This window comes from Arthrobacter sp. UYCu723 (genome assembly GCF_054059215.1).
In genome coordinates this window covers 3,319,095-3,342,578 of sequence record NZ_JBSSBW010000001.1, presented here as the reverse complement: position 1 = coordinate 3,342,578, position 23,484 = coordinate 3,319,095, and the positions used below count along the sequence as shown (strand labels likewise).

Sequence of the window (23,484 nt, the reverse complement as noted above, 5' to 3'; positions counted from 1 at the left end):
GTGGCAGAAAACGGGCTACAACGGTCCCATGCTCGTGGCGGCGACACCGCTGATCATCGAGAGCAGAATTTCGGGACACACCTCAAGCATTCCACCTATCGCGGGCCTAATTTAGAAGACCCAGCCACCTGCTGACATTGCGCGCCCACCGTTATCGGGTGGGCGCGCTTGTGGGTTGCTCAGAGGTCGTTAAGTAGCTGCTCCAAGAGGGCTCCATCTCGTCCGAAGTCGAATTGGTAGTCCCAATTTGTGGTTCCGAGAGGCCGGCCCTTTGAGTCCCGGTCCCGGTTGCCCTCTATGTCATTGCACCAAAAGACATGCATCCGGTGATTCAATGCGGTCGAGATGAAGTACTCGTTGGTCGCAACATACGACGTGTTAACGAACCCGATGATGTCCATGGGCTGGGCTGAAAACATTGCACTGTACAGGGCCGACCCGATGTAGCCGGCAGCGACCTTCGCGTTTGCGAAGGCGGTTGCCTGCTCCTGGATAGACAAGTCTTCCGGGTAGATCACATTGAAACCGTGACGCACGAAAACGGCCTCAAGTTTCTCCATGTTCAGACACTCCCGCCACATACCGGGCCGGCGGGAAACGAAGATCCGGTCACCGAACTCGCTCTGTCCGCTGTTGAGATTCTGCCCGAGCCGTGCGAAGGTTTCGGCGAGCTTGGGGTGGACGTACGTCATGTTGTGGAAGAGCGGCATGGGCGAAATCAGCGATGCTACCTGGACCGGGGCCCGGAACGTGTGGATGTCCTCATCTCGGATTCCATAGGCGTTCAGTATCGCGGACTGGTACGGGAGCAGTGCGCCGTGGTCCGTTGGGGAACTGATCAGGACCTTCAGGTCAGGGTTCTTCGACTTTGCCTCGTCCCATGCGTAAAGCCGCGGAACGGCCTCCGTCATAAAGTGACCGAAATGGCGGTTGTACTCGAGGTCCAGATAGTAGTACTGGCCTGCCAGTCTCTCCGGCTCCTCTTCCGGCATCGGGGACCACGAGGAGTAGTGATTGAGGGAATTAAGTGCGGTGTTATTAAGACGGCCGATGAGACCCAGCCGGAATGTGTCCGGTAGAAGCATCGAGTCCTTGAGAAGGATCTGCCGCGGCAAGGCGACCACGTCATAGTATTCGCGAACGTCGAGTTCAGGGACATTGATTGGGTTGGGGAACTTTTCCTTGGCCACACCCGGCTTGTTCGCGGTTAGGAGCGCCTTTGAAGTGATCACGGTCGTTTCGATTGTCTCTAGGACGCGACCCCACGTTTCGCCGTACCGATCATGAAGGATGTTGTTTGTTTCCCCGTGTCGGAGCTTGGTGGCTTTGTTCCCCTTACTGAGAATGGCAAGGAATTTGCCATCGAACTCGACCCTATCGATAGCCTTGGCCAGTTCCAGGTCGTCAGCGCTGGCTCGAGCCGGGGCCTTGCCGCCGGAACCCTTGAGCATCAACAGTCGATTGACGAGCTGCCAGATGTCTTCTTTGGCATCGTCCAGGAGGGAAGGGATGTAGCTGGCGTGGAGGTCCTCGGAAATGTAGAGCCCACCGTCGCGCACAAGGGGGAAGAACAGCCTGAAAATCTCGCGCTTCTGGCTCTTCCGATTCGGGCTGTCCTCGATCAAGACGTCATAGGGAGATGCTGTGGCCAGGGCCCGGTGCACGCGGATTATGTTCTCAGCGGCGTGCATGCGCACATTTGGCCTCAACCGGGTTAGGTCATCTACAGGCGCGTAGCTGATTGCCGTGATCGTGGCGCCCGGGAGGAACTCGGCGAAGGTGTTAGCAATCTCCACCGGTCGAGTGCCCAAGACGATGGCTAGATGCCGAATGTCTCTGCCCGCGAACAGTGACTCGTACCGGCCGAGGTAGTCGTGCCCTCCGGATGCTTGATCAATCTTGTTGCGCAGGCCAATTTCGTTCAAGCTGATCGCCAAAGTTGAACTCCCATTTTGTCGCTATGGGCCGGTCCTCCGGCACATTTGTCTCCTACTATCGTAGCGCCGCTCCCTGAGTCGTCGGGAAGCTCGTGCACGATGATCAGATGCCTGGAGTTTCCTTGGTGGCCGTAGGAAACACGATGGATGATACCGACGGGGGACTGGTCGTCCCGGACTTCCCCAATGACGGCCATCAGAAGACGGCCATCAGAATAGGACGTAGAGGCCCCGCTCAGCAGGATGTCCTCTGCTTCCTCTCGTCGTTATGTCGAACGCAACAGACAACACGCCTTCAACGTCCTTCACCCCAACCACGTGGGGGGGATCCTTCCCTTTCTGGGTTGAGGCGTTCCTCTTAGACGCGCAGTGTGACTTGTCTTCACCCGGTTCGGGAGTCATTCCGGCAATCGTCAGTGCAGCCGCATAGGTACTCACAACGGTCGACGGAAAGACTTCAGATCGGCAGGACCTGGCTTCATTCCATGCCTCGGGGACGACCAATGGGGCCATCGGAGTGAACCCTTCTCCGCCGCCGAGCTTCCCTTAGGGCAGGCCCACCTTCGCCACAACCATGTTGTGATCGGAGGGAAATATCCCGGTGTAGTTGCCGGCGCTGTCAACGCTGGCCACGGTCTCCCACTGGGATACCCGCATCTTCGACGTCAAGATGTAGTCGATGTAAGTTCCGTTGGCGGCCGGATTGGCGTTGGCCCGCGGGACGGTCCCCAGGCCGTTCCAGCTGTTCAGGTGGGTGTTGATCCGCTTCTCTGCAGTTGCACCCATGCTCGGGAATTCCTGCAGGTAGTCGTTGCCGAGGGGATCCACCAGTCCTGCTGCCGTGAAGACGTCGTAGGGGGCGTTTGACGGTTCCAGCCACTTGCTGGAGTTCAAGTCGCCGGCGACAACAACGGGCAGGCCGGCCGTGTTTTGCGTCCTAATCACCGAGACGATGGCTTCAGCCTGCTTCTTTCGCAGCTCGTAGAAGCCGGCGGCCTTGCTGGAGGACAAATGCGTGTCACCGAAGAAGAAGGTTTTGCCTGTGGATTTTTGCTTCACAACGGCCCAGGCGAAATAGCGCCGGTTCTCCGGGACGCTGCTCGTCGGCAGCGCGCTGGAACCCGACCGGATGATTTGTACAGCAGCGGGGTTGTAGAAGATCCGGGTTCCCTGCGAGGCCCCCCGGTCCTGGAAAACGCAGCCATCCGGCGTCGTGGAGTTTACGCAGTTGTTCCGTTGCGTGTTGGTGAGCTCATATTGAGCGCCCGCAGATTTCAGCCTCTGCAGCAGGTCCTCGAACTGCGAGAGCCCTCCGGCGTGCCCCGCCTCATCGAGCCAGCCCTGAGAGGCTTCCTGGACACCGAGAATATCGGGCATTCGCGACTTGATGGTGCTGACTACAGCTCCGCGCCGCCCGGCCCAGGAAAGGGCATTCGGATTCTCGTCATCCTCCGCGACGCAGTTGGCGCACATGACGTTGAAGCTCGCCACGGTGAGCGGGGACACCAGGGGCGCCGGGGCCGGCGGCAGCGGCTGGGTCTTGATGGGCAGGACCGGAGTGTAGGCGCTGAGTGACACCCCGGCGCCGTCGATGACCCGAACCTGGAAGTAGTACGTAGTTGAGGGGTTCAGTCCCCGCGTTTCGGTTGCCGTAATGCCGGCGTAGCGACGCCAGGTGGCATCCGACATGTCCGGTCGGCTGGCAACAGCCACTCGATACCCGGGAGCATTCGGCACCGCGTTCCACTTTAGGTTCACTGTCCGGTGGGTGGATGTTGCGCTAAACCCCGTGGGGGTGGGATAGGGGTCAACCGGCGTAGTGAACGTCACCGTTGGCGAATACGACGTCAGGTTCAGCCCCGCAGCGTCGATGACGCGCACCCGGGCAAAATACGTTGTTTCGGGCTTGAGTCCGTTGATGGTGCCGGACGAGGTGGTGAAACGGGTGAAGCCCGAATCGCTCATGTCCGCCTTGCTGAAAGTCTGCACCCGGTAGCCCACGGCGTTTGCGACAGGGTTCCAGGAGACTTTCGCGGAGCTGTGGCTTGTGGTGCTCGCCTTCAGACCGCTGGGCACCGCAAAAGCGGGCGCTGCCGCCGTCGTCGCCGACACCGGAGACGAATACGGCGTCAACGATGTGCCGTCATCGGCTATCCCCCGGACCCGGAACTTGTACGTGGTGCTCTTGATCAGATTGCGGATCTCCGCGGCGGAATCGGTGAACCGGAAATACAGCGAGTCACTCATATCCGCCTTGCTGTACGCCTGCACCCGGTACTGCGGCACATTCGCCGACTTCACCCAGGACAAACTCACCGACGTGTCGGTCTGACCCGTGGATTTCAACCCCACAGGCACCGCGAACGCGGGCGCTGCCGCCGTCGTCGCCGATACCGGAGCCGAATACCCCGTCAGAGTCGTGCCGTCATCGGCTATCCCCCGGACCCGGAACTTGTACGTGGTGCTTTTGACCAGATTTTTGATCTCCGCGGCCGAATCGGTGAACCGGAAATACAGCGAGTCACTCATATCCGCTTTGCTGTACACCTGCACCCGGTACCGCGGCACATTCGCCGACTTCAGCCAGGACAAACTCACCGACGTGTCCGTCTGAGCCGTGGATTTCAATCCCACAGGCACCGCAAAAGCCGGCGCTGCCTCGGTGGCGACGCCGGCTGACAGTGCGTGGGCGGAAGTCCCCGCCATCAACAGCACAAGGGTGGAGGCAATCACCGCAATAAGGTATTTCCGGCCGGCGGCCGCTCGTTGCCAGATGTTCGCCATTTCGGGACCGTGCTTTCGATATGGAATCATCCGACGCATCGATTCCGTGGGTGCGAGTTCTATCCCTAGCTATCGGCACGTAAAGCGCATCCGTTAGGCGTGCGAGGTGCAGAATCCAGGCCTGGAACAGGTCCTCCATTTGCGCATTCGATGCGCTCAGCCCGGGCGGTTGCCGTGGCTGCGAGAAGTAAATCGCAGAATGATCCCTGCGCGTTGTACATATGGATTCGCTCGTGCCACACTATGGTGTCCGCTGGCAACTCCTGTCGCTTAACCGCACCTTTTACTCGCGCTCTTTGCCGCCCTTCAGGTGTCCAAAGTCCCACTGATAAGGTCTCGCATGCCAAAAAACAGTCGTGGCTCGACAATTCGTCTTCGCCCGCTTTCCGTTCTGATCATGGCAATACTTCTCCTTCTGTCCGGGGCCCCGGGAGCGTTTGCGGCGACTCCCGCTCCGTCCGGCCTCAAGTCCCCGGCTCAAACAAGCACGTCCGTCTTCATTTCGTGGAACGCCGTTAGCGGCGCGCCGAGATATCGGGTCCAATATTCCACCAAGGCTGACTTTTCGGACTCGACGTACAACCGGTATACAACCACGTCGACCGAACTACGCGGACTGAAGAGCAACACCACCTATTATCTTCGAGTCAGAGTCATCTCTGCAGATGGAACCACGAGCCTAAGCCCCTATTCAGCCGCCATGACAACCAAGACGAAGACTGCACTGGTTATTGCCCCCGTAGTCAATCCACTCTCGGTTGCAAGCTATAACGTGAAGTGCGCCAACTGCTTCTCGGCGGCCGCGAACGAGTTGACGTGGGCCGGCCGTAGGTCCGCAGTGATTAGCAATATCAAGGCCCACAGGCCAGATGTGATCGGCGTACAAGAGGCGTCCCAGGGCTGGCTCGACAATGACTCCAGGGCCGGCGGCATATCCCAATTTGAGGATCTCCAAGAGCGGCTTCAGGCGGCTGGAGCTAACTATCAGCTCACGAACAACAAGCGCAACAACTGCGTGAAGGACACGACGCCCACCGGGTGTGTCTATGCTTATAAGGGCGCCTCGCAAGGCACAAAGCTCTACTACAACGCCACCAGCGTCTCCTTGGTCAGCCAGGGTTCCCTGGCACTGCCGGTAATCCGGGCAACAGACAACCCCCGCTACTTGGCCTGGGGCATATTCACCCAAAAGTCAACGAACAAGAAATTCTTTGTCGGTGACACACATTTGGAGCCCGGCGGCGGAACTGACTACCAGAACCTACGCACGAAGCAGACGCAGGCCATCACTGCAGAAATCAAGAAACGCAACCCCCAGGGTCTTCCCGTGCTCTTGACGGGAGACCTGAACTCGCATAAATGGACGTCGCCGGCCAATGCGCCCTATGACGTCCTGACGGCGGCCGGTTACGTTGATCCGCTCGGCAACACGTACGCCACCGATCTGCCCAGCGGGAAGGCGACAGCTGAGAAGACGGTTGGGGCGAACTATGACAGCTACAACGATTTCAACCGTCGGGCCAACGCCCGCAACGCATGGGGCAACGGGACCTACCTGGATTACATCTTCACGTCCAAAATGCGCGTGGTTGAATGGCGCACGGTGGTGAATGTTGATTCCAGTGGGAACTTCATCGGTACCATTCCCTCTGATCACAACATGGTCAAGGCAACGGTCCAGCTCCCCTAGGAGTCGGTCCCCTCGGACATAAATTGAGGACCCGCGGTTCGGTTAGCGGCCGGACTTCAGAAAAATCCATGCCAACCCAACAGAACCACGGGTCCTCTGCGGTTTCCGGCTCGTGAGACTACTGCGGGACTGAATCCGCCATCTGGCCAAGTTTGCGGTCCACGGCCAACCGCATCACAGTGGCCCACTGCGAGGTCACTGAGTGGTCGTCAAAGCGCTCGGCAGTTTCCCTGGCGGCCTGCCGCATGGACTCCAGCTCGTCAGCCGAAAGGGAGCCTTGCCGGGCGATCCGCTCGGCCAGGCCCTCGATGTCCCCCGCCTCGACCAAATATCCATTCACGCCGTCCTCGATGATGTCGGCAGGTCCATAGGGCATGTCGTAGGCGATCGGAATGCAGCCGACGCTCATCGCCTCCAGGAGCACCAGCGGCAGACCTTCCATTCGACTCGTCAGGAGCACGAAAGACGCCTCCGAGAGCCGTGCCCTCGGATCGTTGTCGAAGCCGCCGAGGCGGACGCTGTCATTCAAGCCAAGTTTGGAAATGAGTGCAGCCATTTGTTCCCGGACCGGGCCTTGTCCGTAAATGGTCAGGTCAAATGGCCCGCCTGCCAGGGTGTTTGCCTTTTCGATTCCCCGAATGGCCTGGTCCACCCGTTTGCGGGTTGTCAGACTTGCCAGCATCACCCCGCGGGTCTGGGAACGCCCGGCTGACGATGGCAGGCTTTCCGGGAGCTCGGTGCTGTTGGGCACAACGAACGTGTTGCCGGGATTGCCGAAGGCCAAATCAACATCGTCCTTCTGGCGCTTGGTCAGCAGCACGATCCCGTCGTACGTATTCAACCGTTCAAAGACATAACGGCGTACGGAGCTCAACTCCCCGTGCGGGGGAACCTGGCCGGATGCCATGTGCGAATTGTGCACGAGATGCAGGGTCACCACATTGTCCCGGCGGAAACGCGTAATAAAATTGGCGGTGGACTTACTGTCCACGATCATGAATGTTTCCTGGGTGCCCACAACGGTGTCCAGCCAGAAAAGATACAGCGCCCACATGCTGTTCCAGGCCGCTACGGGTTCCCCGTTGTGGTCGCACAGGGTGATAAGCCGCCCACCCTCGGTGCCATGTTCCTTGATGTCGCGCTGATCCGCGACGAACAGGCTCCCGTCGGCACGGAAATAGTCCACCTGGAGTGTTTTGTCTCCCGCGGCATCGACGCGTATTTTGCGGCCCAAGGACCCCTCCGAAAGTTCCTGGGTATGAGGCTCATCGTCGGAGATTGGCGCAAAAGTTCCCTTAAGGTTCTTGTCTGCGCGGGCCACGGACAGCCCTTCGTCCGGCAGGGCGGCAAGTTCTTCCCAAAGGTTCCGTAGGCGCATACCCGGAACCAGCTCACCGGCAACCTGCATCTCGCAGCGCACATCATCGAGGGTGTTGTCATACTCGAAGGTGAGAATGTCGACAGGTACTCCGGCTTCGCGGACAAATGCCCTGGAACGCCGAAGAAGAGCGCTGGTCATGCCGCCGAAGTCTACGGGTATCCCCCAGGTGACGGCGCAGTGATAACCCGCCGGAATCTTTATCGGCGACTGAGTTTCGTTATTTGTTGAAGGCATTTCTGGCTCGTATCTGTGGTTGTTCAAGTATCAGGTTTAAGCGAAGCTGATGCTCATGTTGCCGTGCGCCGTTGCGTACGGGCGCGGAGCAGAGCCTTGGCGTCCGTCAACGGCATCCGAGTCACGGCAGTTGCTCCACCTAGCCGGGTTCAAGGTACACGCCTACTGTGCGGCTTCCTATTGCGGCAAGAATATCCGACTCGAAGGCGAATTGGACGGAGTACGCACCGATGAATCATTGGTAATTCAGGGCTCCGCCGGCCCCGTACAGGCATGCGGAGTCGGTTATCTCTACCGTATGATCAACTTTTCTGACCCGTTTCCGGGCGGATGCCTCCTTCATGGCGTCCACCCAGAGCCGGACAACCTTTCCATCCGAGAAGTCATCCGCCCTCCTCCGCGCGGCATCGCGCATCCGCTCCACGTGGGAGAGCGGCATCTCGACGAAGACGGCTATGCATGCCGCAAGCTTCTCGATATTTCCGTACTCCACAAGAAATCCGTCAACTCCATCAGTGATGACGGACGCGGGGCCGTACGGCAGGTCGTACACGATGGGGATACAGCCCGCCGCCATGCTCTCCACAATGACCAGAGGCAAGGCCTCCGAGGTGCTGGTCAACAACGAAAACGACGCTTCCTTGAAATGGGACTGAGCGTTCGTGACGTGACCTATTAGCTTAACGTTGTGGCTTTCCTGCAGGTCGATGATCAGCTCCTCCAACTGGGCGCGCTGGGATCCGTCACCGAAAACTCTTAGCCCGACAGGAGCCGGGAGGAGGGAATTCGCAAGGTGAATGGCCCGGACAGAGTGGTCAACGCGCTTTCGGTGGCTGAGAGTCGCGGCCTGCATACCAGTCCGCGCTTTTCGCGTGCCCATGGATTCTGGTGCAGATTCAAGGGACCTTCCGTTCGGAATGACGTAAGTGCTTCCAACGTCAGATTGCCTCTTGCGCACGTCAGTCGCCTGCTGCTCCGTGAGGAAGACAACGCCGTCGAAGGCGTCCAGCAGCGGGAAGACTTCCTGAGCAGACGCGGTCATTTCTGACGTGAAACCCGCGGTAGCGTCTTCCAGATGGCTTTCATGGACCTGGTAAAACACAACGGCCGTGTCTCGCTGGTAACTCGCCATGAAGCGAGCAGTATTCTTATTGTCCACCACGAAGTACGCTTGTTCCCCTGCCACGACGAAGTCGAGCCAGGAACGATACAAACCCCAGGCGGATCCCCACGCCTGAAAGGGAAGGCCTGCAGAATCACAAAGGGTCAGCGCCCGCCCTCCGTGTACCCCCAGTTGCTTCGCGTCGTGCCGGTCCGACAAGAGGAGCGATCCGTCGGACCGAAAATGATCGACCTGCAACAGCGTTTTTCCGTCGTCCGCGTAGCGCGCCAGACGCTTGTGCGGGCCCTCCAGCTCGACGAGGTTCGGGGCACTCTGGGTGGACAAGGGAGAGTACGCAACAAAGGCGTCAGCCTCGGTGGCAGCGGCATGGGCTGACGGTGACCCGTCCAGTGCAGCCATAGCCGGGAGGTCTTCCCAGAGATTCAGGATGCGGGTGCCGTCCGAGAGGAAGCCCCGTTCTTCCAGGACGCCGCGGAGAACGGAGTAGTCCCGGAAGCCGTCGAAGGTCAGGATGTCGACGGGCGCTCCGCCTTTGGAGGCGAATGACCGCGACCGGTGCAGCATGGCGTTCGTTCGTCCTGCGAATTCTGCCGGCAGGCTCCAGGTCACGGCAAAATGCCTGCCGGCCGGAAGCAGCGTGGCTGCTGGATCAGAGTTCAACTAATCCCCATTTTCTTTTCTTCACAGGAACGTTCCAGTTCACCATTGCGAGTCAGTTTCGACTATTCCGTCAGCGCCAGAAGCCGCGGGTATCGACTATCTGTTTGCCCGCCAGGGCGTCCGGTTCGATCTCCCGGAACTTGTCGTGATCGACCAGCAGCACCACCACGCCGGCGGCCTGAACCGCCGCATCCGTCTCGACGAGGCGGATGTTGGGTATCGCGGCCAGTTCCTGCGGCAGATGATCCTTGTGCGGTGCCGCAACGAGAATCTCGGCATCCGGGTGCTGCGTGGCCACCCGCCGGACGATCTCCACCGCCGGCGACTCGCGGACGTCGTCGATGTTGGCCTTGAAGGCCAGGCCCAGGCAGGCAATAACCGGGCGGCTGACGCTGCCCACGGCCTTCCGGACCTGTTCCACGATGTACCCGGGCTTGCGGTCGTTGACTTCCCGCGCGGTCCGGATCAAGGCGGAATTCTCGGGATCGGCCGCCACGATGAACCACGGGTCCACTGCGATGCAGTGCCCGCCCACGCCGGGACCGGGCTGGAGGATGTTGACGCGGGGATGGTGGTTGGCCAGCCGGATGAGTTCCCAGACGTCGATGTCCAGCTTGTCGCTGATGACGGAAAGCTCATTCGCAAACGCGATGTTCACATCGCGGTAGGCGTTCTCCACAAGCTTGGACATCTCCGCCGTTGCAGCGTCCGTCAGGTGGATCTCACCCTGGCAGAACACCGCGTAGAGCGCCGCGGCAGCCTCGGCAGCCTCGGGCGTGAGGCCGCCCACCACCCGGTCGTTGGTGACCAGCTCAATCATGATCCGGCCAGGCAGCACCCGCTCGGGGCAGTGCGCCACCAGGAGCACCGGCTTGCCGTCCTTGCCATCAAGGCTGAGATCGGGGCGCAGTCCCAGAATCAGCTCGGCGAGCTGGCGCGTGCTCCCGGGGGGCGACGTCGATTCCAGGATCACCAGTTCGCCACCACGCAACGTGGGGGCGATGGCGCGCGCCGCCGCGGCGATGTAGGACATATCCGCGGACTTGTCCGCCTGGAACGGCGTCGGCACCGCCACGATGTAGGCATCCGCGCTGGGGGTCTCGAGCTGGGCCCGCAGCCGGCCCTGGCTCACCGCGCCCGCGACGTGGATGCTCAAGTCCGGTTCCACAAACGGCACGTCGCCGTTGTTGATGGCGGCCACGGTGCCCGGATTGACGTCGACGCCGATCACCTCGAGTCCGTTGGTCGCCAGGATGGCCGCCGTGGGCAGCCCGATGTAGCCGAGCCCGACGACGGCGACCGTCCTGATCGGGGCCTCCGTCGCCACAGTGCTAGATGTCAACATGTTCAGATAACTTTCCATAGAATTTGAGCTCGCCGGAGGCAAGCAGTTCCGCATCCTCGACCTGCCAGGTGTGCCCGTCACCGGTGCGGACCTGAAAGTAGTTAAAGCGCCGCCAAGTAGACGATCTTACCCGCGGCATGGGCGGCCCGGAGAAATCCGGTGTCCTCGCCCACGGCGACGTGCTGGAACGGATGGTCGGTGAAAACCTCCCGGCGGACCATGATGGCCGGCCCCATCACGAAGTCTGTATAGCGGTGCTCCATGCCCGCGAACCGCAGGATCGCGGCGGTCCGATCGCACCAGAACGCCCCGCAACCACCAAACGCGCCGCTGAGCTGGTCCTGGACGTTGAGGAAATGACCTACAGCAGCAAACGCCATCCTTACAAACCACCGCTCGCGCCTCTTGGGGGAGGTCCATGCACAGCCTCATGCCAATCCCAGCCTGGGCAAGCCCGTGCTGGTGATGCGGGAGAACACCGAACGGCCCGAGGCTGACGACGCCGGCACGGTCCTTCTGATCGGAACGGACGAAGACCGGATTGTGGCCGAGGCCCTTCTGCTGCACGAGCAGGACCACTTCACCGCCATGGCGAACGCCGTCAACCCCTACGGGGACGGCAAGGCCGCCGTGCGAACCGTGGCGGCAAATTGAAGATTTGCTCGGCGTCGGCTCACGGATCGGCGAGTTCGCCGGCGGGTAGGCGCTGATAGAATCTTCGGACGATCCTGTCCCGGCGAATGCCGGCATCCAGGGCAGTAAGGGCCACACCAAGACGTGCGACAGCGGGACAAGATGCAAATATCACGACGGGACGCCATTCGGTGGGCATCAACTGGCGCCATCGGGTTCACCGTGCTGGGGCTGTCTGAATCTACCGGCGTGAAACCGCCCGAAACTCCCAGCGCGGCAGGTACGAAACTGCAGGTTGGTGCACCACTGACGACCCTGGACGCCACAGTCACCTTCGGTTCCCGGCGAGTGCAGCGCCTACCCTACCGCCGACTCACAAGCGGACCGGCCCTCGAGACACAAGTACGCGAAGAACTGTGCCCCCGGAACGGCACTCCAAAGAGCCAACGGACAGCTCTGGCGACTTTCGGCCACCTGACTGACACCCATGTCCTCGACGCAGCCAATCCGGGTCGGCTGACCTTTCTCTGGCAGTACGTCGACTTCTCGGATGAATTTCCCAGCTCGACAAGATTCCGGCCGCAAGACCTATTCACAGTCCATGTGTTGGACGCAACGATCCGGAAACTCAATGCCGTCCGGCGTGGCCCCCTTGGTCAACGCACTCTGGACTGTCTGGTGATTACGGGCGATCTTACAAATGCATATGCCCTCAGTGAACTGGCGGCGGCGGTGGGCGTGTTCGAGGGCCTTCCAGTGACCTCGCACCCCGGCGGCGGTTACCAAGGGGTCCAGGATCACGGCCCGGCTCCTCTCGAACTCTCCAAGAGCATCTGGCATCCCGAACCGGAGTATTCGTTGATACCCCCGGACAACTGGAAAACGCTGCACGGTTATCCCACGGTTCCAGGACTCCTCGCGGCCGCAGTCAAGCCAGTAGCAGCGGAAGGTGCCAACTTCCCCTGGTATCTCGGCTTTGGTAATCACGACGAATCCGGGCGTTCGGCGTCCGATTCACCGAAGGATGACTTTTTGGACACTCTGCGGATCGGCAACCAGCTTCCGATCCGCCTGCCTCGTGGCATGGACACCTCGGACTTCTGGAAAAAGGTGGAGGGTTCCAGCGACAGTGAACGCCAGACTCTCATCGCATCTATGCCTTCGCGAAAAGTGCGCGCCTCCACGCTTCGCCGCCCATTCAGCAAGACTGAATTCATTGATGCCTTGCCGGCGAATGCCGCCCAAGCTCCATCAAGTTCCGGCCGAAACGCCAAAGTGGCGCCCTACTACACCTTCGAGATCTCGCAGGACGTTATCGGGATCATGCTGAACACGGCGAGCCCGGATGGCGGCATAAGAGCCGTGCTGGACACCGCCCAGGCGGAGTGGTTGGAGGAACAACTACAGCGCGTCTCCCGGAAGACCTACGATGCAAAGGGCAAGCTCACCACGTCAAAGGTTCAGGATCGTCTCGTGATCCTGTTTAGCCACCATCCCCTGTCCTCCTTTGACAAGGATGAGCGCTCCTCCGACGACGGGCCGCCGCCGCTGAACCGGTCAGCTGTTCTGGATCTCCTCTCCCGTTTTCCCAATGTGATCGCCTGGATGAACGGCCACATCCACAAGCACAGGGTGACCCCCCACGAGGGGAAATATGAATACGGCGGGTTCTGGGAAATCACTACGGCCTCACTCATTGACTATCCGCAACAATCAAGAATTGTTGAACTTCTGGACAACGGCGACGGCACACTGTCCATCGCTGCGACCTTGGTAGACCACTCGGCCCCGGAGAGCGTGGTGCATGAAGGAACCCACACGCCGCAATCCCTGGCGGCCTTGAGCCTCGAACTCGCAGGCAATCGCCCGGGACTTGACCGCGCTGAAAAGATGGGACGCGACGTTGACCAGAATGTCGATTTGATATTGCGGAAACCCTTCTGACGCCTGCTCCCACCAACGGCCGACGAACTTCCCCTGTCGCCGGAACGGGCGCGCGATGGGCGCGTCCGCACCCGAAGCCCAAGGCTAATGCCGCTCGGGGAGATCGCACCCGTCCAGCCGGTCCTGGAGACCGAGAAGAAGCTGCTCAGCCACGCGATCCGGATGGCCGCATTCAACAGCGCGGCCACCCTTGCCCGGGAAATCCGCACCAACACCGGCTGCGCCCGCGCCGGTGAGGAGGCCCACGCCCTGGTCCGGCAGACCCTCACCGGCAGCGGGGACATCGACCCCACCCCACTCTGCGGTAGAGGCGCGGCGGCACGTCAGATCACCTCCGTGTTCGGATCAGGGCAGACCCACTGTAGCGAACTGCATGTTGTGGTCCGAGGGCATCGTTCCTACATAGTTCCCAAGTGCGTCGATTTTGGCGACGTTTTCGTAGTACGGAACCCGCATCTTGGATGTGAAAATGTAGTCGATGTAGGTTCCACTAGTTCCAGCGGCCCCCTGTCGGACGCTTCGTTCAAAGCCGTTCCAGCTGTTGACGCGCCGGTTGACAACCTTCTCAGCCGTCGCCGCACCACTCGGGTACCAGCTCTTGAACGTATTACCCAGGGGATCCACTAGTCCCTGGCTCGTGAGCACGTCGTAAGGGCCGTTGGCCGGCTCCGTCCACTTATTGGAATTCATGTCGCCTACGAGAACGACCGGCATGTTGCCCGTATTCCGGCTCTTAACGGTGTCCAGGACAGCCTGGGCCTGCCGCTTGCGGAGGTCGTTGGAGGCAGCGTCCTTGCCGATCTCCAGGTGTGCGTCGGAAAAAAACAAGTGCTTGCCAGTGGACAGTTGGACTAGCTCTGCCCAAGCAACGAAACGGGGGACGGTCGCCCCCGAAGCTGCGGGGAGTAACTTCGAGCCCGACCGCACTACCTTGACAGTTTTCGCATTGTAAAAGATCCTCGTCCCGGCTGAGGCGCCCTGGTCGGCATAGACACAGCTCGCGGGAAGCCGCGAGTCGACACAGTTGTTACGGTTCGAGTTAGTGAGTTTGTACTGTGCACCCGCGGAAGCCAGGCGATCTCGTAGATCCTCAAATTGTGTGTAGCCGCCTGGTCTCGGATCGTTCAGCCAGGTTTGTGAGGCTTCCTGGATGCCAATGACGTCTGGCATTTTGGAAACGATTGTCTGTACAACGGCGCTTCGGCGATCCGCCCAGGATTTTTCCTCTGGCAGCCCCTCGATACAAGTAGCGCAACGAATGTTGTAGGAGGCAACGGACAGCGGCCGGGTGATAGCCGGCAGAACGGGCACAGCCGCGGTCGTTGCCTTGGCAACGGTGGAGTAGGAAGTGATTCCGCCTCCGGTTGCCGAGAGCGCCCGCACCTGCGCGTAGTACGGGGTTGCAGGCAACAAGCCACGCACCTCGCCTGTAGTGGTCGATGCTGTTGCGTATGTCGGGGCACTCATGTCAGCTTTGCTGCTCAGAGCCAGCCGATACTGTGTCGCATTCGGAACCGCGCCCCAGGCGAAAGTCAAGGTCGTGGTGCTGCGGGCTGTGGACTTCAGTCCCGCCGGTGGAGCGGGTGGGGCCACCAGAGTTTTGGCAGTTACGGCGGCTGAATATGCAGTGAGGTCCGCGCCGGATGATTTCAAGGCCTTGATCTTGACGTAGTAAGTCGTTGCCGGGGTCAGACCTCCGTAGCCCCCGGTGAGGCCGGAGGCGATGTTGCGATAAAAGGGTGCGCTCATGTCGGGCTTGGTTGAATACATGAGGCGATATCCGACCGCCCCCGAAACGGAGTTCCAGCCCATGGTCAAGTAACTTGCGGTCTGAGAAATGGGCTTCAGGCCTGTCGGAGGGGCAGGCATCGGGGGGAGGGTCTTAGCCGTTACGGCGGCGGAATATGCGGTGAGGTCCGCGCCGGATGAGTTCAAGGCCTTGATCTTGACGTAATAAGTCGTCGCCGGCGTCAGTCCGCCGTAGCCCCCGGTGAGGCCGGAGGCGATGTTGCGATAGAAGGGAGTGCTCATGTCGGCTTTGGTCGAATACATGAGGCGGTATCCGACCGCGCCCGTTACGGAGTTCCAGGACATGCTCAGGTAATTTGAGGTTGTCTGAGAAGTCGACTTCAGCCCCGTGGGCGGAGCCGTCGCAGCGACAGCGCTTTGCGCACCCACGCCCAAAACGAGCATTATTGTCATGAGAACCGCTGCCGCGCCCAGTCTTGGGCGTCTTCCTGTTCGCAAGCCGATCAACATCTGAAACCTTCCCTTGGTGCTTGATTCGCGTTGCAACACGTCTATCGTTTTCGCTCCATATTTTCTGGGAACGTTTCTTCCGGCCCGCCTTGGATATCATGCAAGGCCCACCGGTGCTAAATGGAGACATTCCCGCACCAGCTACCATCGGCCATATCCGCCAATTCGTTAGCCAGGACAGGAGAAAAGCGGCGGGTCGCGCATTCAGCCGTAGTGAGCACCGGAGCCAGCAAGCAACCGGCGCAGCCGGTCCCTAGACGTGCTCGAACGGATAGGTGCGGCCGTTTTACGACACGGAACGGGCTATGCCGAATCGGCATGACCCGTCTAGCCTGAGGGCTACGTTTGTCCCCGACGCAAGGGACAGTCCGGGTGGCCGGTTGCGGCTCGCGGGCTGTGGGAATGCGCCGCCTGCCGCTATCAGGTCGCTGACCGCCGGAACTGTGCTCCAGAAGACTGAGCTGCCGCGGAGATTTCGGACAGCGGAATTAGTGGATTCTTCTACGCTGCCAAGGTTGGCTGTTGATAACCATGGTGGACTTCGTTAGGCCGCCGGTAACCGAGCCCGGAATGACGGCGCCCCTCGATGTAGCGAATGACGTCGCTCCGAGCCTGTGATTGAGTCGCGTAAACGGTCCGATAGACGCGCTCGTTCTTGAGCATCGAGAAGAACGATTCAGCCGTGCTGTTGTCCCAGCACACGCCCGTGCGTCCCATCGACGAGCGCATGCCCAGGCCGGTTACCAGGGCCCTGAAATCCGTCGAGGTGTAAGACGCTGCCCCGATCGGAGTGCCAGGTCGCGAGAGGCTCGATCCGGGTCCTAGCGGCCGGCGTTCTTGAGCGCATCGGCGACGAGCTCGGTGCGCATGTGATCGGCGATGGACCAGCCGACGACTTTCTTCGAGTCGCTGTCGATGACGGTGGCGAGGTAGACGAACCCTTGCCGGGAGTGGATGTAGGTGATGTCGCCGACGAACTTCGCCCCCGGGCGGCCGGCGGTGAAGTCCCGCTTGACGAGGTCGGGCATGCCCGCTGCTGCATAAGCGTCAGCCTCGGTGGTGATGCAGAACGGGCGTGGTTGACAGGCCACCAGGCCCTGACAGCGCATGATCTGCCGCACCAACTCGGGAGAGCACCCGGATCCTGCGATTCGAGATCAAAAACCGCGAAACGTCACTCACAAATTAAATGGCAATGTCAGGAGTCCTGGAGCGTCTCGGGGCCCACACCGTACGAGGTGGCCACGTCCTTGATCGGCTTGGACGTGCTGATCACCTCGCGGCACAGCTCGTCCTTGAACTCCTAGAGCCCTAGGCCGTCACCGCGCGGCAGCCGTTCGTGGGAACCAGAGGTCGCACTGGATCCGGAATCCCGGTTCGTGGACCACACGGTCAGCCGAGTCCGGCGCTTCGTATTCCGGCCGGATCGCGGCGGCCTTCGCCAGGAACAGCGACGCGGAACCGGACAAGCCACTTGTTCCGCCAGCGTCGCAGCCGGCATCGTCGGCGCCCTGATTATGGCAGCTTGAGTTGGTACCACTTTCGCAGTCTGTTTGGGACCCACCTGACGGCTCGCCGGGAGATGAATCGCAGTTTCAGCTGAGCCCACCCCACCGTTGATTTCATCAAAGTGTTTTTCCGACGATGGAAGGCAGCGATGGGGTTGAGGGTGGAGTTATTCGCACGGATCCGTCGGGACGCCCGGGTCAAAGGATGGTCGATCCGTTCGCTTGCCCGGGAGCATCGCGTCTCCCGCAGGACGGTCCGGCAGGCCCTCGCAGCGGCAGAACCACCGACCCGCAGGGTTCCCGCCCGTTCCTCCCCGAGGTTGGATAGGTACAGGTCCCTGATCGATCTGATGCTTCAGTCTGATCTTGTTGCTCCGCCGAAGCAACGCCACACGGCCCAACGCGTCTTTGACCGATTGGTTGACGAACACCAGGCGGTGATCTCATATTCGACGGTGCGCCAGTATGTAAAGGCCCGCCGGGCCGAGATCGCGTTCGAGGCCGGAAAAGCACCCTTGGAAGTCTTTGTCCCCCAGGAACACTCCCCGGGCGCGGAGGCTGAGGTCGATTTCGGTGATGTCTGGATCGACATCGACGGGGTCCGCACCCGCTGCTACATGTTCGCCTTCCGGCTGTCCCACTCCGGGAAGTCCGTGCACCGGGTATATCCGACCTGCGGCCAGGAGGCATTCCTGGAAGGCCACATCGAGGCTTTTGAGCACTCGGAGGTGTCCCGGCGGAGCACATCCGTTATGACAACCTCACGAGTGCGGTCACGAAAGTCATCTACGGTGCCGGCCGCCAGAGAGTGGAGAACGAGCGGTGGGTCCTGTTCCGCTCCCACTATGGTTTCGATGCCTTCTATTGCGAACCGGGAATCAAGGGCGCCCACGAGAAGGGCGGAGTGGAAGGGGAAGTGGGCCGGTTCCGCCGGAACTTCCTGACCCCCGTTCCGGCAGTGGATAGCCTGATGGAGCTCAATGAGAAGCTCCGCGTCTGGGACGAGGCCGAAGACCGGCGTCGGATCTCTCAACGCATCCGGACCATTGGTCAGGACTTCGCCGTCGAACAGCCCCTGCTGTCTCGCTTGCCGGCAGAGGACTTTGATCCCGGCCTGATCCTCACGCCCCGGGTGGACAGGTCATCCCTGATTACCATCCGGTCGACGAAGTATTCCGTCCCGGTACGATTCATCAACCGCAAAGTCCGGGTCTCCCTGCGCGCCACCGAGGTGCGCATCTTCGACGGCAGAACCCTGATCGCCTCACACCCCAGGACCGTGGCCAGAGGCGGGCAATGCGTGCAGCTCGACCACTATCTGGAAGTACTCAGGATAAAACCCGGCGCCCTGCCCGGGTCCACCGCCCTGGCCCAGGCGCGGGAATCCGGTGAGTTCACACCCGCCCACGACGCCTTCTGGGCCGCGGCCAGAAGGACAGTCGGCGACGCCGACGCCACCCGGCAACTCATCGACGTCCTGCTCCTGCACCGGACCATGGATGCCCGGGACGTCACCGACGGGATCAGCGCTGCCCTGGGGGTCGGTGCCGTCAGCGCCGACGTCGTCGCCGTCGAAGCCAGGCGGGTCGCCGCCGAAAGGACCGCTCCAGGGTGGGTCCGGCCCGATTGCCATCCCGGCGCGAAAGCCGATGTCCTCGAGCACCGCGTTGTCAGTCTCACCCAACGCCGCCTCACCGACCCCGCAGCCGTCATCGCCGGCCTCCCGCCGGACAAACGCCCCCTGCCTTCGGTGGCCGGCTACGACGAGTTGCTCAAACACCGTGCCAAGTCATCACCCACCCCGCCAGTCAAGGAGCAGGTTTCATGAGCCCCACCGTACCCGTTGTTGTGTCCCAGACCCTTCGACGCCGACGCGGCCTGACAGAACAAGCCGCAGTAGCGGCCGTTGATCAGGCCTTCCGGCGGTTGCGCCTGCCCACCATCAGGGCAGTCCTGGACGAAGCGCTGGCCGTGGCAGGGAAAGAACAACTCTCCTACCAGGGATTCCTCGCTGAGATCCTGCTTGCAGAGTGTGATGACCGGGACCGGCGCTCCTCCCTGAGACGGGTGAAATCAGCGAACTTCCCTCGGACAAGTGGCTCGGCGGCTTCGATTACGACGCGAACCCGAACATCAACCAGGCAACCATTAATACCCTGGCCACCGGAGACTGGATCCGCAAAGGCCAGCCCCTGTGCCTCATCGGAGACTCCGGAACTGGCAAATCCCACCTGCTAATCGGCCTCGGGACAGCAGCCGCGGAGAAAGGCTTCCGGGTCCGCTATATCCTCGCCACTCGCCTCGTGAACGAACTCGTCGAAGCAGAGGACGACAAGGTTCTAGCCAAGACCATCGCCCGCTATGGGCGCGTTGACCTGCTCTGCATCGACGAGCTTGGCTACATGGAACTGGACAAACGAGGCGCCGAACTCCTCTTCCAGGTCCTCACCGAACGGGAAGAAAAAGCATCTGTTGCGATCGCGACCAACGAATCATTCTCCGGCTGGACGAAGACCTTCACCGACCCCCGCCTCTGCGCAGCGATCGTGGACAGGCTCACCTTCAAGGCACCATCATCGAAACCGGCACCGACTCCTACCGCCTCGCCCACACCAAGAACCAACAACTCGCAGACGACTAAAGGCGTCCGGCCGTGTGGAGGGGGTGCCCAACCGGGACTGTCCCACGTTAGGGAACTGAGACGGCAGGCAGTTGAGGTTTACCCTTCGTGCCCATCGTCCCCGGAAGACGAAGAAGGCGGGCACCAGCTGAATGAACTCCCCGAAAGTTGGACTGAAGATTCAGTTCTAACTTTCGGGGAGCAGTTTCATGTTTAAGGGCAGTTCGTTGTCTGAGGAGCAGCGCGAAGCCGCGGTGGCGCTGTTTGTGACCGGTTGGGGGTCCAGGGCCGTAGCGAGCAAGCTTGGGGTCGGTAGGAAAGCTGTCCTCCGGTTGCACGAGAGTGGAATAGTTGTGCTTTTTCCCGCTCGGGGGCGGGACGGGCATTCGCCTGACAGCCGCCGCAGATCCGGTCAGACCAGCCAGCGCCACCAGCGTGACTGCTCCGGTTCCGGTTCCGGCGTCGGTTCCGGCTCCGGCTCCTCGCCCAAGGCCAGCGCGGCCTGGACGATGTCGTCCGCGGTGAGCGTCATGACGGCCTCACGATCGAGCGCGTCGAGACTTTGTTCCTCGTCGAGCGACAGCCGCAGCGCCTGACGGTTGAGCGCCTGCTCGAACAGCGTGCGGGCGAACCGTGCGTTGCCGGAGTCCTCACCCGCGTGGAGCCCGGTGAGGATGCGGCGCAGCATCTGGTCCGCACCCGGCTCCAGCCTGTACTCGTGCTGGGCCAGCATCTGGTGGAAGATCGTCTGGAGTGCGTCGACGGAGTAGTCGGGGAACGTGATCTCGCGCGCGAACCGGGAGCGCAGTCCGGGGTTCGAGAGCAAGAAGGACTCCATCAGCCGCGGGTACCCGGCCACGATCACGACCAGGCGGTGGCGGTGGTCCTCCATCCGCTTGAGCAGGACCTCGATCGCCTCGGGGCCGAAGTCCATCCGGCCGTCCTCCGGGGCCAGCGCGTAGGCCTCGTCGATGAACAGGACCCCGTCCAGCGCACGCCGGATCACCCGGTCCGTCTTGATGGCGGTCGCGCCGACGTACTGCCCCACCAGGCCCGAACGGTCGACCTCGACCAGGTGGCCCTTCTGCAGCAGACCGACCGCGCGGTACATCTCGGCCAGGAGCCGCGCCACGGTGGTTTTGCCCGTGCCCGGGTTTCCGAGGAACACCAGATGCTGTGATGTGGCCACCTCCGGCAGGCCGTGCGCCTTACGGCGGGCCTGAACCTGGAGCAGTGCGACGAGCGCCCGCACCTGTTCCTTCACGGTCTCCAGTCCGACCAGCGCGTCGAGCTCGGCCTGCACCTCGGACAGCGGCCGGGCCGGCCCGGGCCTCGCACCGATGAGATCGCCGACCAGGTCATCAACGCGCTCCGAACCGTGCAGCCTGAGCTGATCGGTCAGATGGCCGATGGTTTCGCGCAGGTCGTCGAGCGGATTGCGGCTGGCAGCCATGCATCCACTGTAGTACTCGATTCCCGACCGGGACGGGGGTTGGCCTCACCAGTATCAACTCCCTTTTGGTCGTAGTATTCACGCGGTACGGGCAGTCTCCGTTGGATAATGCGGGCACTGGCCGTGCTTTCGGTGCTGACTACGGCACCAAGGATGAGGCAGAAGCTGCAGGTCGGGACGCTGGTTTGCAGGGTCGTGGGTGGTCCTGAATCAGGTTGCAACACCGGCCCTGAATCAGGTTTGACATATTCAGGTGGGCCCCGATCAGACTGCAATTTCACCCCAAGGTGGGCTCAAGTCAGATTGACATTCTCAGCGCCCTCACCTACAGCTCGCGCACCTTGGGAGCAAACGAATCAAACTCGACACTCCCGCTGTCCTGCTGCTGCCCGCTGGTAATTCGGCGCCCGGTCCGACTCCGGCGCGCGCTCCACCGTTCCGCGGGAAACTCTTAAGGGCCTGCCGATCTCACGCTTCGAGTGCTTGCCTGTCGAAACCAGGTGGCGCATCAGCCCAATCATCAAAATTGATCACCTTCCAGAATGGTCGGTGGCCCTGTTTTCAATTGGCAGAAATTGTCATGTTTTTTTGGCGTTAGCAGCTCACGCTAGCGCTTGACAAATGATCCATGGATTAGCTCGTGGAATACTGTACCCGGACCCACTTCCGAGGGGTCTCGCTTGTACGACAACTTATGCACAATGCTGGCACCTACGATCTTTTCAGCATCGACTTCATCTGCGCGACGTTTGAGAACGCGACCGAAAGTCCGCGGATCGTACTTCGGCCTTGGAACTTTGGACCAGATCCGGTCCGATCGGCTATCCATGGTATGCAAGAGTTGGAAAATGAAGTGGAGATAGAAGTACGTCACGGGTCGGTCAAACACCCGCCAGTAAAGCCGCAGAGAGTCCCTGACTAGATGCGTCAAATAGTTGTCAGGACGACTCGCGAGGAACCAGCTGGAAATAGTTTTTTCCTTGGTCTCAAAGGCGAAAAACCCTGCCTCGCCGATCAGCTCGTCGAAGTGATCCAGAAGGCGAACCGTGGGAAGGCACGTGGCATCGATCCAGATACCACCGTACTTAGCGAGTAGCTCAAACCGCAGAACATCCGAGAATGCGGTTCGATTCTCCCCAAGCATTTCCCGCAAGTCAGCCGGCAGCTCCACCCAGTCAGATAGGTTTTCGTCCGTGAGGACCACGAGGTCATCGGCGTCGTGTAGACGATGAAGCTCCGCATGGCAGAACTTAACAATGTCCGGGGCATTCTCGAAACCCTGCCCCCAATAGACGAATACCTTTGGCTTCCAATCCTCAGGCATCACATACTCTGCGTTGAAAACCTTGGCCGCACGGGTCATAGGAACCATTCGAAGACGAAGTAGGTTCCTTAACTGCACGCGAGCCCGGAATGCCCGGGTGGATTCCGCAAGGAGGTCCCAGTCGTCCTGGCATGCATACACGTCCTTGCCCAACGCTTCGGCGAAGAGCTCCCGCGCTTTCGCTTCGCTATTTTTTTCCCGCGCTGCGAGGGTTCCTGCACGATTAATTCGGTCAGTTTCGCGACGCAACTCAAGGCCCGGTATCACGATGTCTTTCCCCATTTGCTAGATGTAATCTCAAGATTCTACCGGCGACGAGCCTGACGGGCGTTGTCCTCCATCCTCACCTTCGCTGTGGGGGTGGGGCCGTTCGTCCGTTCGGACACAATGCCCGGGGTAAACCCCTGACTGGGTGAGGAACGCCTCCACGCTGTGCCATATTCTGCGGAGATAACTATACCCCAGCACTCATGCCACAAGCTAACACAGCTAAAGCCACGCCCGGGTCCCTGCGTCATGCTCCCGGCAGGCGGAGGGCGGCGTCGCCGATGACCTGCTGGACCAGCCACCACGACGTCCCGAACGCCAT

The 23,484-nt window shown here is 60.9% G+C and carries 11 protein-coding genes and 6 pseudogenes; 7 read left to right on the top strand and 10 right to left on the bottom strand.

Annotation, left to right across the window (positions count from 1 at the left end):
• Window positions 1-179 precede the first annotated feature (179 nt).
• Window positions 180-1,925 carry a glycosyltransferase family 61 protein gene (locus tag ACVWZ8_RS15655; protein WP_456505112.1) on the bottom strand — a complete coding sequence of 582 codons (1,746 nt, stop codon included), beginning with the start codon at window positions 1,923-1,925 and terminating at the stop codon, window positions 180-182.
• Window positions 1,926-2,483: 558 nt separating this feature from the next.
• Window positions 2,484-4,721, bottom strand: coding sequence for a fibronectin type III domain-containing protein (locus tag ACVWZ8_RS15650; protein WP_456505111.1), 2,238 nt, complete (start codon window positions 4,719-4,721; stop codon window positions 2,484-2,486).
• A gap of 340 nt (window positions 4,722-5,061) precedes the next feature.
• Here ACVWZ8_RS15650 and ACVWZ8_RS15645 point away from each other — a divergent pair.
• A pseudogene (locus ACVWZ8_RS15645) lies at window positions 5,062-5,400 on the top strand (fibronectin type III domain-containing protein); the annotation flags it as partial.
• Window positions 5,401-5,421: 21 nt separating this feature from the next.
• On the top strand, window positions 5,422-6,411 hold the full coding sequence (locus ACVWZ8_RS15640) for an endonuclease/exonuclease/phosphatase family protein (protein ID WP_456505963.1): 990 nt from the start codon (window positions 5,422-5,424) through the stop codon (window positions 6,409-6,411).
• Window positions 6,412-6,529: 118 nt separating this feature from the next.
• Here ACVWZ8_RS15640 and ACVWZ8_RS15635 read toward each other — a convergent pair whose 3' ends face one another.
• The 4 genes from ACVWZ8_RS15635 to ACVWZ8_RS15620 all read right to left on the bottom strand — a co-directional run bounded on the left by ACVWZ8_RS15635 (window position 6,530) and on the right by ACVWZ8_RS15620 (window position 11,534).
• The gene (locus ACVWZ8_RS15635; protein ID WP_456505110.1) at window positions 6,530-7,930 is read right to left on the bottom strand and encodes a glycosyltransferase; all 1,401 of its coding nucleotides are present in this window, start codon (window positions 7,928-7,930) and stop codon (window positions 6,530-6,532) included.
• A gap of 331 nt (window positions 7,931-8,261) precedes the next feature.
• Window positions 8,262-9,758 carry a glycosyltransferase gene (locus tag ACVWZ8_RS15630; RefSeq protein WP_456505109.1) on the bottom strand — a complete coding sequence of 499 codons (1,497 nt, stop codon included), beginning with the start codon at window positions 9,756-9,758 and terminating at the stop codon, window positions 8,262-8,264.
• A 121-nt stretch (window positions 9,759-9,879) separates the two neighbouring features.
• Entirely contained in the window at window positions 9,880-11,154 is a 1,275-nt protein-coding gene (gene wecC / locus ACVWZ8_RS15625; protein WP_456505108.1) for a UDP-N-acetyl-D-mannosamine dehydrogenase, read from the bottom strand.
• Window positions 11,155-11,255: 101 nt separating this feature from the next.
• Complete coding sequence (locus ACVWZ8_RS15620; protein WP_456505107.1) at window positions 11,256-11,534, bottom strand: hypothetical protein; 279 nt, start codon at window positions 11,532-11,534, stop codon at window positions 11,256-11,258.
• Between the two features lie 58 nt (window positions 11,535-11,592).
• Here ACVWZ8_RS15620 and ACVWZ8_RS15615 point away from each other — a divergent pair.
• A pseudogene (locus ACVWZ8_RS15615) lies at window positions 11,593-11,857 on the top strand (UDP-N-acetylglucosamine 2-epimerase); the annotation flags it as partial.
• Between the two features lie 179 nt (window positions 11,858-12,036).
• A complete protein-coding gene (locus tag ACVWZ8_RS15610; RefSeq protein ID WP_456505106.1) occupies window positions 12,037-13,731 on the top strand; it encodes a TIGR03767 family metallophosphoesterase in 1,695 nt (564 codons plus the stop codon).
• 345 nt (window positions 13,732-14,076) lie between these two features.
• Here the strand turns inward: ACVWZ8_RS15610 and ACVWZ8_RS15605 are convergent, their stop codons facing one another.
• Window positions 14,077-15,825, bottom strand: coding sequence for a fibronectin type III domain-containing protein (locus tag ACVWZ8_RS15605; protein ID WP_456505105.1), 1,749 nt, complete (start codon window positions 15,823-15,825; stop codon window positions 14,077-14,079).
• 508 nt (window positions 15,826-16,333) lie between these two features.
• On the opposite strand from ACVWZ8_RS15605, the pseudogene ACVWZ8_RS15600 reads away from it, so the two are divergent.
• Window positions 16,334-16,450, top strand: a pseudogene (locus ACVWZ8_RS15600) (hypothetical protein); the annotation flags it as partial.
• Window positions 16,451-16,491: 41 nt separating this feature from the next.
• Here the strand turns inward: ACVWZ8_RS15600 and ACVWZ8_RS15595 are convergent.
• Window positions 16,492-17,132: pseudogene (locus tag ACVWZ8_RS15595) on the bottom strand (IS3 family transposase); the annotation flags it as partial.
• 515 nt (window positions 17,133-17,647) lie between these two features.
• On the opposite strand from ACVWZ8_RS15595, the pseudogene istA reads away from it, so the two are divergent.
• Window positions 17,648-19,326 (top strand): annotated as a pseudogene (gene istA, locus ACVWZ8_RS15590) (IS21 family transposase).
• Window positions 19,323-20,139, top strand: a pseudogene (istB, locus tag ACVWZ8_RS15585) (IS21-like element helper ATPase IstB). Before istA ends, istB begins: the two co-directional pseudogenes overlap by 4 nt.
• Before the next feature lie 391 nt (window positions 20,140-20,530).
• Here istB and ACVWZ8_RS15580 read toward each other — a convergent pair.
• Window positions 20,531-21,571 (bottom strand): AAA family ATPase, encoded by a 1,041-nt coding sequence (locus ACVWZ8_RS15580; RefSeq protein WP_456505104.1) that lies wholly within the window; start codon window positions 21,569-21,571, stop codon window positions 20,531-20,533.
• Between the two features lie 607 nt (window positions 21,572-22,178).
• Window positions 22,179-23,177: a capsular polysaccharide synthesis protein gene (locus tag ACVWZ8_RS15575; RefSeq protein ID WP_456505103.1), complete on the bottom strand. Its 999-nt coding sequence runs from the start codon at window positions 23,175-23,177 to the stop codon at window positions 22,179-22,181.
• Window positions 23,178-23,484: the final 307 nt, after the last annotated feature.